Source organism: Streptomyces sp. CC0208 (assembly GCF_003443735.1).
Lineage (GTDB): Bacteria > Actinomycetota > Actinomycetes > Streptomycetales > Streptomycetaceae > Streptomyces > Streptomyces sviceus.
Genome location: NZ_CP031969.1, coordinates 7,311,807 through 7,324,947, shown reverse-complemented (window position 1 = coordinate 7,324,947; position 13,141 = coordinate 7,311,807). Strand labels below are relative to the sequence as shown.

Sequence of the window (13,141 nt, the reverse complement as noted above, 5' to 3'; positions counted from 1 at the left end):
GCTGACCGCCTCACTTCAGTCCGGACGTCGCCATGCCGTCGATCAGATAGCGCTGGAAGGCCATGAAGAAGGCGATGACCGGCACCAGCGCCACCAGCGACATCGCGATCATGCTGCCGTAGTTGGAGATGCCCTCCTGGTCGCGGAACATCATCAGGCCGAGCGAGACGGTGTACTTCTCGGGGGTGTTGAGGTAGATCAACGGCCCCATGAAGTCGTTCCACGCGTTGATGAAGGTGAAGATCGCGCTGGTGATGAGGGCGGGGCGGCACAGCGGCAGCACGATCGACCAGTAGGTCCTCAGGTGCCCGCAGCCGTCGAGCTTGGCGGCCTCGTCCAGCTCGCGCGGCAGCCCGCGCATGAACTGCACCATCAGGAAGACGAAGAACGCCTCCGTCGCCAGGAACTTGCCGGCCACCAGCGGCACCAGCGTGTCGACGAGTTCCAGCTTGCGGAACATCACGTACTGCGGGATGAGCAGCACGTGATACGGCAGCAGCAGGGTGCCGATCATGAGCGTGAACAGCAGGTTCCGCCCGGCGAAGCGGATCTTGGCGAAGGCGTACGCGGTCAGCGAGCTGGAGATCACGACACCGGCCACGGCCAGGCCCGCGTAGGTCAGCGAGTTCAGGAAGAAGCTGCCGATGGAGATGCCGGAGATGCCGTCGGCGAGGCCGGAGAAGTTCGCCCAGACCGGCTTGGACGGCAGCAGGTCGATGCTGGCGATGATGTCCTTGCTCGGCTTGAACGAGGCACCGAGGACCCAGATCACGGGGTACAGGACGACCGCGAGGACGGCGAGCGCGCCCACGTGCCAGGCGATCGATCCGGCGCGCCGCCTCTCGTTCGCGGTGCGCATCGCGGGGGTGCTGACAGTGGTCACTTGGCGGCCTCCTCGTAGTGCACCCACTTCTTCTGCGACCAGAACAGGACCGCCGTGACCAGCGCCACCGCGACCACGAGCGACCAGGCCATCGCGGAGGCGAAGCCCATCTGGGCCTCCTTGAAGCCCTTCTGGTAGAGGTAACAGGTGTAGACGAGGGTGGCGTCGGCGGGCCCGCAGCGGGTGTCGGAGACGACGTAGGCGGAACCGAACACCTGGAACGCGTGGATGGACTCCAGCAGCACGTTGAAGAACAGCACCGGGGAGATCATCGGCAGCGTGATGTTCCAGAACCTGCGGAGGGGACCGGCCCCGTCCATCTCCGCGGCCTCGTACAGCTCCTGGGGGACCTGCTTGAGACCGGCCAGGAAGATGACCATCGGCGCGCCGAACTGCCAGATACTCAGGGCGACCAGGGAGTACAGGACGTAGTCCGGGTTGCCGATCCAGCCGCCCACGTCGACACCGAAGATCTTCTGGGTACGGTCCACGATCGCGTCGTCGGAGAACAGCGCCCGCCACACGAAGCCGACGGAGACGCTGGCGCCGATGAGCGAGGGCATGTAGAACGCGGCCCGGTACAGACCCTGCCCGCGCCGCTTCTGCGCCAACAACAACGCGACGCCGAGCGCGAGCAGCAGCTTCAGCGGGGTGGCCACGACGACGTACTTGAGCGTGACCTCCACCGACTTCTGCCAGCGCGGGTCCTGGAACATGGTCGTGAAGTTGTCGAAGCCCACCCACTCCGGCGGAGTGAAGAGGTTGTAACGGGTGAACGCGTAGTACAGCGAAGCGATCATCGGCCCCGCCGTGAGCAGCAGGAATCCCGCGATCCACGGCGACATGAAGAGATAGCCGGCGAGGTTCTCGCGGCGCCGCCCGCGCCGCCCGGCGACAGGAGCGGCGGACCGCTTCTTCGCCGGGCGCACGGGCGCTTCCTTGACGAGCGTCATGGTGGTACGTCCCCTCAGCCCGCGAACGCGGCCTTGGCCTCGCTGAACAGCGCCTTGGCGGCGTCGGCCGGCTTGGACTTGCCCTGGGCCACCTCACCGCCCAGACGCAGGAACGCCGCCTCGATGACGTCGGCGCCGGACGGGTGCGGAGTGATCTTCCCGAGCACACCGGCCTTGGCGACCTCGTTCTCATAAGCCGCGACACCCTTGTTGTTGGCGTCGGCGGGCTTGAACGCGTCGTACTGCTCGGTGGTGGCGAGGATGCCGCGGTCGTAGCCCATGATCTTGCCGACCTCGGGGTCGTGGACCATGAAGGAGATGAACTGCGCCGCCTCCTTGGGATGCTTGGTCCCGGCGAAGGCGCTGAGCATCAGCGAACCGAGGTACTGGCCGGTGTCCTTGCCGTCCGTGGTGGGGATCGGCGCGAGGCCGTAGTCCGACTCGCCCTCGCCCTCGTAGCGGATGGAGAAGTTGTCCCAGGTGAACTCGGACGCGGCGAGGCCCGCCGAGAGACCGGACTTGGGCTTGACCTGCTCGATCTTCTTGGGGTCGGCGACCAGCCCGGACTTTACGCGCTTGTAGCCGTCCGTCCACCACTGCGTCAGGTCGTCCTCGGTGAAGCCGAGATCGGAGTCGGTGAAGAAGGCCTTGCCGTTCTGGCGCAGGTACAGGTCGTAGAGGTACATGATGGCGAAGTAGCCGGTGTCACCGGCGATCTTCAGCTTGTCCTGGATCGTCTGGAGCGCTTCGAAGTACTCGTCCCAGGTCCAGCCGAACTTCGCCTCGACGCCCGCCTTCTTGAAGGCCTTGAGGTCGATGACCAGTGCCATGGTGTTGGCACCGACGGGGATGCCGATCTGCTTGCCGTCGACCTGACCGTTCGCCAGAACGCCGTTGCGGAAGTTGTCCAGGCTCAGATTCCCGGCGTCCGCCTGGGTCTTGAGATCCAGCAGAACACCGCGCTTGTCGTACTTGCGCAGGAAACCGACCGCGTTCTGGAAAACATCCGGCGGATTTCCACCGGAAGCCTGGGTCTGGAACTTCTCCCAGAACGCCTCGTAGTCGGTGAATTCAGGCTTGATCTTGATCTTCGGGTACTTCTTCTCGAAGAGCGCGATGGTCTTCTTGATGGCGATGGTGCGCGGCTCGCCACCCCACCAGGCGTAACGCAGTGTCACCGTTCCGTCGGCGGAACTGTCACTGTCACCACCGCAACCCGTCGTCGCGGCCAGTCCCAGCGTCGCCGCTGTAGCCCCGGCCGCCTTCAGGATCGTTCGCCTCTCGACATTCCTGCTGGTTCCCACAGTCGAGCCCCTCCCCGCAGCGTCGCCGCCTGCATGAATCGTTTCAAGTAAGCGCTTGCTGGCACAAGCTACGGAGGCCTCGGAGGTGCGTCAATGATTCGGACAGGAATTTATTGAGAGTGTGGTGAGAGGCCGGAGCGCCTTCAACGGGCGCGCGGGACAGGGGAACTGACGATGCCCCAGGTGAGAGGCGCGGGATCGACCGGTCGAACAGCACGCGGGCTGCGCCGGAGGAGCGTCGGGCGGCCGAAAAATGACGGCCGGCCAGGACGCCTCGCCGCGGACCGTCACGCGCAGCGGAGCCGGCGGCCTTCGCACTGGTCCGTGCACACGCCGACGGCCCGTCCGCGATCTCGCAGACGGGCCGTCGGTCCGGGTGGGCGATACTGGGTTCGAACCAGTGACCTCTTCGGTGTGAACGAAGCGCTCTCCCACTGAGCTAATCGCCCGGGCGCAGGAAGTACATTACCCCATGTCAGGGGGTGCCTGTGACCAGCGGTGACAGGCACGGCACCCCCGCGCGACTCACTGGTCCTTGATGTTCCAGGGCATCTCGAAACCGAACTTCCAGAGGTAGACCCCGAGGATCGCGCCGATGATCACCAGGCCGATCGAGGTCAGGATGATGTTGCGCCGGCGCACCCTGGGATCGAGGGCGCGCTGGGCCGCCTCGGTCACCTTGCGTTTGGTCCAGCGCAGCACGAGCTGGGCCCAGACGAACTCGGTCGCCCAGATCGCCATACCGCCGAAGATCACGACCCAGCCGGGCCCGGGCAACGGCAGCATGATGATGCCGGCCACCACGACCGCGAGGCCGATGACGAAGACCAGAACCTGCCAGCTCAGGTGCAGCAGCCGCCGCGACTTGATGAATTCCGGCGCCTTGGAACCGAGCCCCTGCTCGTCGTGCGCCTTGTCCGACTTCTCGCCGCTCTGCTCATCAGGTGCCACGGCGACCTCGCGCGGCTCGTCACTCCCCGTATTCATACAGCCCAACCCTACCGGAGAGAAACCGGTCACCGGAATGGTCGTACCTCCGCAAGGGGGCCTCGGCCGGAAGAGTTACGTAAAGGCACGCAAAACACTCAGAGGGGTTTACAACGGCACCGTAGGTGGCATGTCGATTTCGCCGACGTGCGAATCCCCGAGCGCACACTGAGCGAAAGGCCCTGGCGCTTATGAACACCACGGTCAGCTGCGAGCTGCACCTGCGCCTCGTTGTGTCGAGCGAGTCCTCCCTGCCTGTCCCCGCAGGCCTGCGGTACGACACGGCCGACCCCTACGCCGTGCACGCCACCTTCCACACCGGAGCCGAGGAGACCGTCGAGTGGGTGTTCGCCCGCGACCTTCTCGCGGAGGGCCTCCACCGGCCCACCGGAACCGGCGACGTCCGAGTCTGGCCGTCGCGTAGCCACGGTCAGGGCGTCGTCTGCATCGCCCTGAGCTCCCCGGAGGGGGAGGCACTGCTCGAGGCCCCGGCGCGGGCCCTGGAGTCGTTTCTGAAGCGGACCGACGCCGCCGTGCCCCCGGGCACGGAGCACCGTCACTTCGATCTGGATCAGGAGCTCTCGCACATCCTGGCGGAAAGCTAGGGCGAGGCCGCACAGAGCCGCCCGGCGCCGTCCACTCGGGGAGACGGCTCGGGCTGGTACAACCGCATAAGGAAGGACAGGCGCCGTGGCTGCGGAGCGCTCCGCAGCCACGGCGCCTGTCGTGCGGCCCGCCACTCAGCACCGGCGAGCCACTACCATCGGCCAGCATCGGCGGGCGTCCGCCCGACCCCCAGGCCAGGGAGCGAATCGTGCTGATCACCCACGACACCCGGTGCGCCCTCGACACCGTGGTCGATCTGGTGAACACCGCACCGGAGGACGAAGCGTCGCCGGACGCGCTGCCGGATGTCGCGGCGCTCGCGGATTTCGTACGAAACCACGAGATCAGCGATGTCGGAGTGCTCTCGGAGCTCGACCTGTCGGCGGTGCGCAGGATCCGCGGCCGGTTCGCCTCGGTCTTCGCCGCCCCGGACGCCCGGGCCGCCGCCGCCGTGATCAACGATCTGGTCGCGGCCGCGGGCACCACTCCCCGGCTCACCGATCACGACGGTTACGAGTGGCATGTGCACTACTTCGCGCCCGGCGCCTCCGTCGCCGACCACCTGGCGGCCGACTGCGGGATGGCGCTGGCGTTCTTCGTGGTGGCCGGTGAGCAGGAGCGGCTGCGGCGCTGCGAGGCGCCCGACTGCCGCCGGGCCTTCGTCGACCTGTCCCGCAATCGCTCGCGGCGCTACTGCGACAGCCGGACCTGCGGAAACCGTCTGCATGTAGCCGCCTACCGGGCGCGGCGCAAGGAGGCCGCGGGCTGAGACCCGGGCGGGGGTGTCGTCGTGGTCCCCGACGGGTGACGCCGGGGACCACGGGTACGGCTCAGAGCAGCAGCAGGTCGTGCAGCGCAGCCATGAGCAGGAGAGACCCGATCACCGCAAGGAAGATCATCAGCGGTGGCTGGGAAAGGGCGAAGAGGCATCCACGCGGCTCGTCCTGCGGCGGCGCGGTATCGCTCTGTTTCGTGTCCAGCATCTCGCGGCGATGATGGCGCAGTCGGCGCCCCCGACGCGATCAACACGCCCGGAATGACCGGTAGTTCGCCGGATTCCGTGATGCCCGTTTCGAGTCGTGATCACTTACGGACCGACGCGGGTGCCACTGCGAACGTTTCAGTTCACCGCGCGACCTTCATATGCCGTGCTTCTTCAGGATGGCCTCGATGTCGCTGAAGTCCTCCCCGGCGGACTCGGTGGCCCGGGACTTGCCCGCGGGCCGGGTCGTCTGGGTACGCACGGCCGGGCCGAGGGAGGGTGCCGAGGCCGTGGGGGCCACCGCCTCCTGCTGGGCACCACGGGCCGCCCTGCGCTCCTTGCGGGTGCCGCCGCGGCGGCGCTCCACCGCGCGCGTGGTCGAGAACAGCACCCACGACAGGCCGAGCACACCGAAGCCCGCCCAGGCGGTCGGGCTGAAGGCGGTGTCCGCCAGCCAGTCGACGACGCCGGTCATCACCAGACCGAGCGGGACGAGGGAGTAGGCGGCGAGGCGGGTGGCCGCGAGGAAACGCTTCCGGTACGCGGTGACCGCCGCGATGCCCAGGCCGGCCGCGGCGACGGCGGAACAGACGGTCTCGGCAATCATCCGGTCCTCCAGGCGGGGCTCGATCGGCAACGTACCGCTTCGTCCCTGTCCATCCTGCACCTCCCGACCCCCACCGGGCCATGCCTGGGCAGGACATCAGGGACATCTCCGGGTCACCTCCTCCGCAGGTGCCGGTCGGGCTCGCACCGGTGACACGGACGGAGCCGTCGTGGACAGGCGGGGGCGATTCGTCCGGGTGGACCCGAGCTGGGAGACTGGGCCCATGAGCGACCCCTCCCCCGCCCGTGCCGCCGCGCCCGTTCTCGATGTCTGGTGCGAGCTCCAGTGCCCGGACTGCCGTGACGCGCTGGACGACGTCCGGGCCCTGCGTGCCCGTTACGGCGACCGTCTGGAACTCCGGCTGCGGCACTTCCCGTTGGAGAAGCACAAGCACTCCTTCGCCGCCGCGCAGGCCGCCGAGGAGGCGCTGGAGCAGGGCAGGGGCTGGGAGTACGTCGAGGCCGTGCTCGGGCGCGTCGAGGAGCTGGACCGTAAGGGAGAACCCTTCCTGGTCGAGGTCGCCCGTGAACTGGGGCTCGACGCCGAGGAGTTCGACACCGCGCTGATCGACGGCCGGCACATCCTGGTCGTGGACGCCGACCAGGCCGAGGGCAAGGCGATCGGCGTGAGCGGCACACCGACGTACGTCATCGACGGCGAGCGCCTCGACGGCGGCAAGAGCCAGGACGGGCTGCGCGCGCGGATCGAGGAGATCGCGGACCGACTGCTCGCCGGGCAGGACTGAGCCGGGCAGGACCGGGCCCGGCAGGAGTGAGCCGGGCTCAGAGCAGGCTCTTGTACATCGAGTAACCCACCGTCACGTACCCCAGCGACTCGTACAGCCGCTCGGCCGGTGTGTTGCCCGCGAAGACGTTGAGGCCCAGGACCCGTCGGCCGGCGGCGATCGCTTGGGCCTCGGCCAGCAGCATCAGGGAACGGCCGTGTCCGCGGCCGCGGAATGCCTCCTCGGTCTCGACGTCGTAGACCATGGCCTTGGCGCCGACGAACTCCACCCACAGGACCCCGACCCGGACACCGTCGTGCTCCAGGACGCTGTACAGCGCCTCCGGCGTCGCGAGACCCCGCTGCACCAGCTTTTCGTGGTCCTTGCGCGACCGCGCCATGGCCTCGGCCTCGGGCACCCCGCGGGTGCTCCAGTCGCCTGCGTACTCCGTGATGCCACGCTCCGCCCACGGCCAGAACTCGGCTTCCGTCATGGGCCTGCCCCGGCTGCCCGCGGGCAGTTCCGGCGCGTCGGTGCCGAGTGGCTTCTCCATGCCGCGGTTGCGGTGGACGTAGCCGAGCATGGTGGCGAGCCGCAGCGCGGGCTCGGCGTCGGCGGGGACCCTGATCTCCAGCTGCCCGCAGCCCCAGCCCCGCGCCACCTCCTCGGCGGCGAGCGCGGCGACGGTGCCGCGGCCGCGCCTGCGGTCCGGCTCATCGATCCGCAGGTCCCGGATCTGGGCGACGGCCGCACCGAAGGACGGGTGGGTCGCCAGGTGTATCGCTCCGACGGGACGGCTGTTCACGCACACCGTGAAGTGGCGGGACAGCGCCCCCTCGGCACCGCGCTGGAGCGGCTCGGTCGGCCGCAGGGTGGTGGTCATCACCGGAGTTCTACCCTCTGCGGCACGCCGGAGCAGCTCAATATCCCGGGCCTTTACGGATCGAGGTCGTCCCCGGCCCGCTCCTGGAAGATCCGCATGGCCTTGGCGGTTACCGGGCCGGGCGCCGCCGGCAGTTCGCGCGCGTCGACGCGATGGACGGCCTGGACGTCCCGCAGGGTGGAGGTGAGGAAGATCTCGTCGGCCCGCTCCAGGACGTCCAGCGGCAGGTCGGTCTCCTTGGCCCCGGTCCATTCGACGGTCAACGCGCGCGTGATGCCCGCGAGGCAGCCGGAGGCGAGCGGCGGGGTGTGGATCTCGCCGTCGAGCACGACGAAGACGTTCGACCCGGTGCCCTCGCACAGCTGCCCGACCGTGTTCGCGAACAGCGCCTCGGAAGCGTCGTCCGCACGCGCGCGTGCGAGTGCGACGACGTTCTCGGCGTACGAAGTGGTCTTGAGCCCGGTGAGCGCGCCGCGCTCGTTGCGGGTCCACGGCACCGTGATCACGGCCGTGGAGTCGGGGCGCGGGGAGGACTCGCCGAGGGCGACCACCAGGGTCGGCCCGTGCTCGCCCCGGTCGGACCCGAGGGGGCCGTGACCACCGGTGTAGGTGATGCGCAGGCGCCCCAGCGGCATCGGATTCGCCTCGAGTACGGCGGCGCAGGCGCGGCGGACCTCGTCGTGATCGGGGTCGGGCAGCCCGAGGCCCCGCGCCGACAGGGTCAGCCTGTCGAGATGCCGGGTGAGGGCGAAGAGGCGGCCGTCCACGGCCTTCACGGTCTCGAAGATGCCGTCGCCCACGGTCAGCCCGTGGTCGAAGACGGAGACGCGGGCGGTCTCGGTGTCCTGCAGCCCGCCGTCGAGCCAGATCTTCACGTAAGGGTCCCTCCACTCACCTCGTACGTCCCCGACGCTACCGCGAGCAGCCGGGAGGCCTTCAGCTCGGTCTCCCGCCACTCCCCCTCGGGGTCGGAGCCCCAGGTGATCCCGGCGCCGGTGCCGAAGCGCAGCACTCCCTCGCCCCGGTCGATCCAGAAGGTGCGGATGCCGACGGCCACCTCCCCGGTGCCCCGGTCGGCGTCGACCCACCCGATCCCGCCGCAGTACGGCCCCCGGGGCGCAGTCTCCAGGTCCTCGATGATCCGCAGGGCGCTGGACTTGGGCGCGCCGGTGACCGATCCGGGCGGGAAGGCGGCGCCGAACAGCTCGGCCCAGCCCGCGCCCTCGCGCAGCTCGCCCCGCACACTCGACACGAGGTGGACGAGGCCGGGGTGTTTCTCCACGGCGCACAGGTCGGGAACGGTGACGCTGCCCGTGGCGCACACCCGCCCCAGGTCGTTGCGCACCAGGTCCACGATCATCACGTTCTCGGCGTAGTCCTTGGCCAGCAGGTCGTCCTCGGTCCGCCCGGTGCCCTTGATCGGCCCCGACTCCACGCCCCGCCCCGCCCGGCGCAGGAACAGCTCAGGGCTCGCGGTGGCGATCTCCACCCCGTGTCCGGGCAGCCGGATCGTTCCTGCATACGGTGCCGGGTTGCCGCGGGCCAGCAACGCGGTCAGCGCGTCCACGTCGGCGCCGGGTGCGAGGGGCGCGGTCAGGACACGGCAGAGGTTGGCCTGGTAGACCTCGCCGGCGGCGATGTGCGCGCGAATCCGTCGTACGCCCTCCGTGTACGCGGCGCGATCCAGCGACGACGTCCAGTCACCGGCTGCGGGCCCCCGCCAGGCTCCCGGTACCGGAGCCGGCACCGGTGTCCGGCGTACGTCGGCGAAGCGGGCGCAGGTCAGGCCGCCCTCGAAGTCGGCCGCGACGGCCCAGAAGCCGCTGGAGTCCAGGGCCGCGGGATCGCTGGTGACATCGAGGAGACCGGTGGCGACGCGGTCGCCGAAGCGGGCGAGAGGAGCGAGGTCGAGCACGCTGTCGAGTCTATGGCGGGTGTCCTGCGGGTGACCTGGCCATGTCCTTCCGGCCCCCCTGACCACGTACGTCGACATACGCACCGCAGCACGCTGCGCAAACGCGTTTTTGTACTGGCCCCGGAATCCGCTAGAGTTCAACTCGTCGCCGGGCCGCGAGAGCGGACCGAAACGACAAGCGGACGTAGCTCAGTTGGTAGAGCGCAACCTTGCCAAGGTTGAGGTCGCGAGTTCGAGCCTCGTCGTCCGCTCGATGGAACCAGGGGATCTTCCCGAGCCCCTGCACTCCTGGTGGAGTGGCCGAGAGGCGAGGCAACGGCCTGCAAAGCCGTCTACACGGGTTCAAATCCCGTCTCCACCTCCAAGGACGATTAGCTCAGCGGGAGAGCGCTTCCCTGACACGGAAGAGGTCACTGGTTCAATCCCAGTATCGTCCACTGGATCCTCGGATCCTCCGCGCGATTAGCTCAGCGGGAGAGCGCTTCCCTGACACGGAAGAGGTCACTGGTTCAATCCCAGTATCGCGCACGCAGTAGACACGATCCCGATCGTGGTTTCCCGCGCGATTAGCTCAGCGGGAGAGCGCTTCCCTGACACGGAAGAGGTCACTGGTTCAATCCCAGTATCGCGCACACACCGAAGCCCCCGGCCCTGCGGCCGGGGGCTTCTTCGTCTCCTGGTCAGCTGGAGAACAGCATGTGGCCGAAGCCGCGGTTGCGGTGGTGGCCGCCGTGATGTCCGCCGTGGCCGCCGTAGTGGCCACCGCCGTGCTGCGGGGCGCCCCAGGCCGGTGCGCCGGGCTGAGCCGGGTACTGCGGAGCGGCGGGCGGTGGCGGAACGGCGGGGCCGCCGCCCCACTGGCCCTCCAGACGGGTCAGCGCCTCCAGCTCGCCGTAGTCGAGAAAGATCCCTCGGCAGCCGCTGCACTGCTCGATCTGGACACCGTTGCGGTTGTACGTGTGCATGGGGGCGTGGCACTTCGGACACTGCATCGTCGGCTCAACTCCTCGCCGGTTGATCCTGCTTAGCGTTACGCCAGGACAGACTCTGTCCGGCTCTGGTCGGTTGCACCCTACTTCGCGAAACCGTCCGCCAACTGCGGCGGGGCGGAACCCATTCGGTCACAGGCCTCGACGACCGCCTGCTCCACGTCGTCCAGCGCGCGGTCCGCCTCGATCGCCTTGACGACCGCCCGGGCCGCGGTCTGCACGGTGAGGGCGCGGGCGGGGACGTCCAGGGCCGCCCAGGGGTCGCCGCCGACCGGAACAGCGGGGCCGCCGGCCGCCCGGTAGGCACCGAGGAAGCGGGACCAGTCGTCGGGCGACAGCAGGCCGCAGGCGTACCAGGCAGCGGGGCGGGCGAGGTCCCAGGCGGGTTCACCCACGCCGAGGTCGTCGACGTCGATGAGACGCCAGGGACCGTCGGGAGCGGGGTGGCGCACGAGCTGGCCGAGGTGCAGGTCGCCGTGACAGAGGGTCTCGGTGTCGGACATGGGGGTCTCGGCACGAGCCCAGGCCGGCAGGGTGAGCCAAGCCCGCAGCACGGGAACGGCGTGCCCCCGGCGGGTGGTGGCGAGCAGACGGGCAACGGCGAGGGCCGCTTTGACCGGGCCGCGCATGGGGGGCAGACCTGGCGGGGCGGGAGTGCGGTGCAGGTGGGCGAGGAGAGTGGCGGCCTGTTCCCAGGGGGCGGCGCCGGGGTTCTCCGGGTCCACGGGTGCACCGTACGGCCAGAAGGTGACGAGCCTGCCGTGCAGGTCGACCGGGGTCTCGCCGAGTGGGGGCAGGAGGATGCCGGGGAGGCGGGCGGCCATGGCGAGGCGGGGGGCCAGGTCCGCGGGGACCGTGCCGGGGGCGTGCGCCTTCGCGACGGTGTCGGCGTGCCGGACGACGGTGGCGTCGGGGCGGTCGGCGAGGGTGCTCGCATCGCAGGCGCACGCCTTCTGCTTCCCGGAGTGAGCCTCGCTTCTCGCTCTGAGGGTGAGCTCGGTGAGCAGGGGGTGGGTGGTCACGGGGCTCCCTGGGCGGCGGGGTCTGGCGCACTCAGTATGTGCGGGCAGCTGCGATGGGCTTGGGCGGGGCGCCTATGGGGGGCCGGGTTCGGTTGTCGGGCGGGTGCGGGTGCGTGGGGGCTGGTCGCGCAGTTCCCCGCGCCCCTAGGTGGGTGCAGTCACCTGCGCCAGGACGGGCCGTTCGTCACCCTCCCCGCCGCGACGAACCGCGCGCCACGGCCGGCCGGTAGCCGCGTACGGCGGGAAGGGGACGGGGTGGGGGGTGTCCGCCCGCAGCGGCCGGCGTCCGGCACCGAGCACAGCTGAAGCAGCAGCAACCGCCGGACCGAGGACGGATACCCCCCACTCCGGCCCCGACCCACAACACACCCGCACGCGCTACACCCGCCCCCACCGGGGCCGCGCAGGCCGCCGCAGGCATCAGGGGCGCGGGGAACTGCGCACAAACACCCGCCCCCACCGAACCCGCACCCGGACAAGACACCGCCCACCCCCCGGAGGGAAACGCAATGCCGGCGCAGCTCCCCAGCTGCGCCGGCATTTTGCCGTCCGCCGCACCCCCGTCCCCACGGGGTTTCATGGGTTGATGTCCCCGCCCGGACCGCTCTTCCGGGCCTGGGGTCGCCGCTCAGCGCCCCAGCATCACTCCCACGGACGACGCCTGTGTGGCCACTGTCTCCCAGCCGTCGAAGACGACGAGGAGCAGGACCGCCAGAGGAAGGGCCATCAGCGTCGCCACCAGCGGGTGACGACGGCCCGTACGGCGGGGCTGACGTGTGCGGGCCAGTGTCCGCGGTGCCGTAAGAGCCATGGTCCCTCTCCTGACCGTTCTGTTGTCGTTGGCAGCGGCGGGTGTCTGACCTCGGGGGACGAGTGCTGCACCCGCCGCTTGACCTCAAATCTAGGCGTCATGGGCTCCCCGCACGTCATGCCCTCGTACCGATTGCCGGGCCTCCCCGAGGATGAGCCATGACCAGCGGAGTACTCCCGTGGGTGGAGACGAGGGCCTAGGTCTCCGGGTCTTCCCGGAGGGGTCGCCCGGTCTGCCCCGCTTTCTCCGAGCTGTCCTCGCGCGGCACCGGCTGCTCCACCAGAGCCAGCACCCGGGTCGCCATGAACCGGGCCGTCCGCACCACCGATCCGTTCCGCGTGACTTCGCTCACTTCCACGACACCTCGCCGTACCGCCGTCTCCACCCGGCGGCCCGCCCTGCTCGCCACCACCTCGTAGGTGCGCGTCGTGTCCCCTGCGTCCACGACTATCTCCACGCGATCACCCTTCACGGG

The 13,141-nt window shown here is 69.6% G+C and carries 16 protein-coding genes and 6 tRNA genes; 8 read left to right on the top strand and 14 right to left on the bottom strand.

Features of this window, described 5'->3' with window-relative positions:
- Positions 1–10: 10 nt before the first annotated feature.
- The 5 genes from D1369_RS33675 to D1369_RS33655 all read right to left on the bottom strand — a co-directional run bounded on the left by D1369_RS33675 (position 11) and on the right by D1369_RS33655 (position 4,127).
- A complete protein-coding gene (locus D1369_RS33675) occupies positions 11–883 on the bottom strand; it encodes a carbohydrate ABC transporter permease (protein WP_037899317.1) in 873 nt (290 codons plus the stop codon).
- Complete coding sequence (locus tag D1369_RS33670; protein ID WP_037899320.1) at positions 880–1,836, bottom strand: sugar ABC transporter permease; 957 nt, start codon at positions 1,834–1,836, stop codon at positions 880–882. Before D1369_RS33670 ends, D1369_RS33675 begins: the two co-directional genes overlap by 4 nt.
- Positions 1,837–1,850: 14 nt before the next feature.
- Positions 1,851–3,140, bottom strand: a complete 1,290-nt coding sequence (locus D1369_RS33665; RefSeq protein WP_007380741.1) for an extracellular solute-binding protein — start codon at positions 3,138–3,140, stop codon at positions 1,851–1,853.
- A 377-nt stretch (positions 3,141–3,517) separates the two neighbouring features.
- A tRNA-Val gene (locus tag D1369_RS33660) sits at positions 3,518–3,589 on the bottom strand.
- Positions 3,590–3,665: 76 nt separating this feature from the next.
- On the bottom strand, positions 3,666–4,127 hold the full coding sequence (locus tag D1369_RS33655; protein ID WP_007380742.1) for a TIGR02611 family protein: 462 nt from the start codon (positions 4,125–4,127) through the stop codon (positions 3,666–3,668).
- 191 nt (positions 4,128–4,318) lie between these two features.
- Between D1369_RS33655 and D1369_RS33650 the strand changes: the two genes are divergently transcribed.
- A complete protein-coding gene (locus tag D1369_RS33650; RefSeq protein ID WP_004002642.1) occupies positions 4,319–4,732 on the top strand; it encodes an SsgA family sporulation/cell division regulator in 414 nt (137 codons plus the stop codon).
- Positions 4,733–4,941: 209 nt separating this feature from the next.
- Entirely contained in the window at positions 4,942–5,502 is a 561-nt protein-coding gene (locus D1369_RS33645) for a CGNR zinc finger domain-containing protein (RefSeq protein ID WP_007380743.1), read from the top strand.
- A 61-nt stretch (positions 5,503–5,563) separates the two neighbouring features.
- Here D1369_RS33645 and D1369_RS43175 read toward each other — a convergent pair whose 3' ends face one another.
- Both D1369_RS43175 and D1369_RS33640 read right to left on the bottom strand, forming a co-directional pair.
- Positions 5,564–5,716, bottom strand: a complete 153-nt coding sequence (locus D1369_RS43175; RefSeq protein WP_020117509.1) for a hypothetical protein — start codon at positions 5,714–5,716, stop codon at positions 5,564–5,566.
- A gap of 156 nt (positions 5,717–5,872) precedes the next feature.
- The gene (locus tag D1369_RS33640) at positions 5,873–6,322 is read right to left on the bottom strand and encodes a hypothetical protein (protein ID WP_007380744.1); all 450 of its coding nucleotides are present in this window, start codon (positions 6,320–6,322) and stop codon (positions 5,873–5,875) included.
- A 223-nt stretch (positions 6,323–6,545) separates the two neighbouring features.
- Here D1369_RS33640 and D1369_RS33635 point away from each other — a divergent pair, with 223 nt between their 5' ends.
- Positions 6,546–7,067 carry a DsbA family protein gene (locus D1369_RS33635; RefSeq protein WP_037899324.1) on the top strand — a complete coding sequence of 174 codons (522 nt, stop codon included), beginning with the start codon at positions 6,546–6,548 and terminating at the stop codon, positions 7,065–7,067.
- Between the two features lie 37 nt (positions 7,068–7,104).
- Here the strand turns inward: D1369_RS33635 and D1369_RS33630 are convergent, their stop codons facing one another.
- From D1369_RS33630 to D1369_RS33620, 3 genes are read right to left on the bottom strand one after another with little or no spacing between them, the layout of a single operon-like run.
- On the bottom strand, positions 7,105–7,932 hold the full coding sequence (locus tag D1369_RS33630) for a GNAT family N-acetyltransferase (protein WP_007380746.1): 828 nt from the start codon (positions 7,930–7,932) through the stop codon (positions 7,105–7,107).
- A gap of 50 nt (positions 7,933–7,982) precedes the next feature.
- Positions 7,983–8,804: an aminodeoxychorismate lyase gene (locus D1369_RS33625; RefSeq protein ID WP_007380747.1), complete on the bottom strand. Its 822-nt coding sequence runs from the start codon at positions 8,802–8,804 to the stop codon at positions 7,983–7,985.
- A complete protein-coding gene (locus tag D1369_RS33620; RefSeq protein WP_118082790.1) occupies positions 8,801–9,844 on the bottom strand; it encodes a chorismate-binding protein in 1,044 nt (347 codons plus the stop codon). The genes D1369_RS33625 and D1369_RS33620 overlap by 4 nt, the downstream gene beginning before the upstream one ends.
- A 178-nt stretch (positions 9,845–10,022) precedes the next feature.
- Between D1369_RS33620 and D1369_RS33615 the strand changes: the two genes are divergently transcribed.
- From D1369_RS33615 to D1369_RS33595, 5 genes are all read left to right on the top strand, one after another.
- Positions 10,023–10,095 (top strand) — tRNA-Gly (locus tag D1369_RS33615).
- A 39-nt stretch (positions 10,096–10,134) separates the two neighbouring features.
- Positions 10,135–10,208, top strand: a tRNA-Cys gene (locus D1369_RS33610).
- 1 nt (position 10,209) lies between these two features.
- Positions 10,210–10,281 (top strand) — tRNA-Val (locus D1369_RS33605).
- Positions 10,282–10,300: 19 nt separating this feature from the next.
- Positions 10,301–10,372: transfer RNA gene (locus D1369_RS33600), tRNA-Val, on the top strand.
- 32 nt (positions 10,373–10,404) lie between these two features.
- Positions 10,405–10,476: transfer RNA gene (locus D1369_RS33595), tRNA-Val, on the top strand.
- Between the two features lie 48 nt (positions 10,477–10,524).
- Here D1369_RS33595 and D1369_RS33590 read toward each other — a convergent pair.
- The 4 genes from D1369_RS33590 to D1369_RS33575 all read right to left on the bottom strand — a co-directional run bounded on the left by D1369_RS33590 (position 10,525) and on the right by D1369_RS33575 (position 13,138).
- Positions 10,525–10,836, bottom strand: a complete 312-nt coding sequence (locus D1369_RS33590; protein ID WP_037899326.1) for a zf-TFIIB domain-containing protein — start codon at positions 10,834–10,836, stop codon at positions 10,525–10,527.
- Between the two features lie 80 nt (positions 10,837–10,916).
- Positions 10,917–11,855 carry an aminoglycoside phosphotransferase family protein gene (locus tag D1369_RS33585; RefSeq protein WP_037899329.1) on the bottom strand — a complete coding sequence of 313 codons (939 nt, stop codon included), beginning with the start codon at positions 11,853–11,855 and terminating at the stop codon, positions 10,917–10,919.
- A gap of 628 nt (positions 11,856–12,483) precedes the next feature.
- Complete coding sequence (locus tag D1369_RS33580; protein WP_007380749.1) at positions 12,484–12,666, bottom strand: hypothetical protein; 183 nt, start codon at positions 12,664–12,666, stop codon at positions 12,484–12,486.
- Positions 12,667–12,862: 196 nt separating this feature from the next.
- Positions 12,863–13,138 carry a hypothetical protein gene (locus D1369_RS33575; protein WP_007380750.1) on the bottom strand — a complete coding sequence of 92 codons (276 nt, stop codon included), beginning with the start codon at positions 13,136–13,138 and terminating at the stop codon, positions 12,863–12,865.
- Between the last annotated feature and the right edge of the window lie 3 nt (positions 13,139–13,141).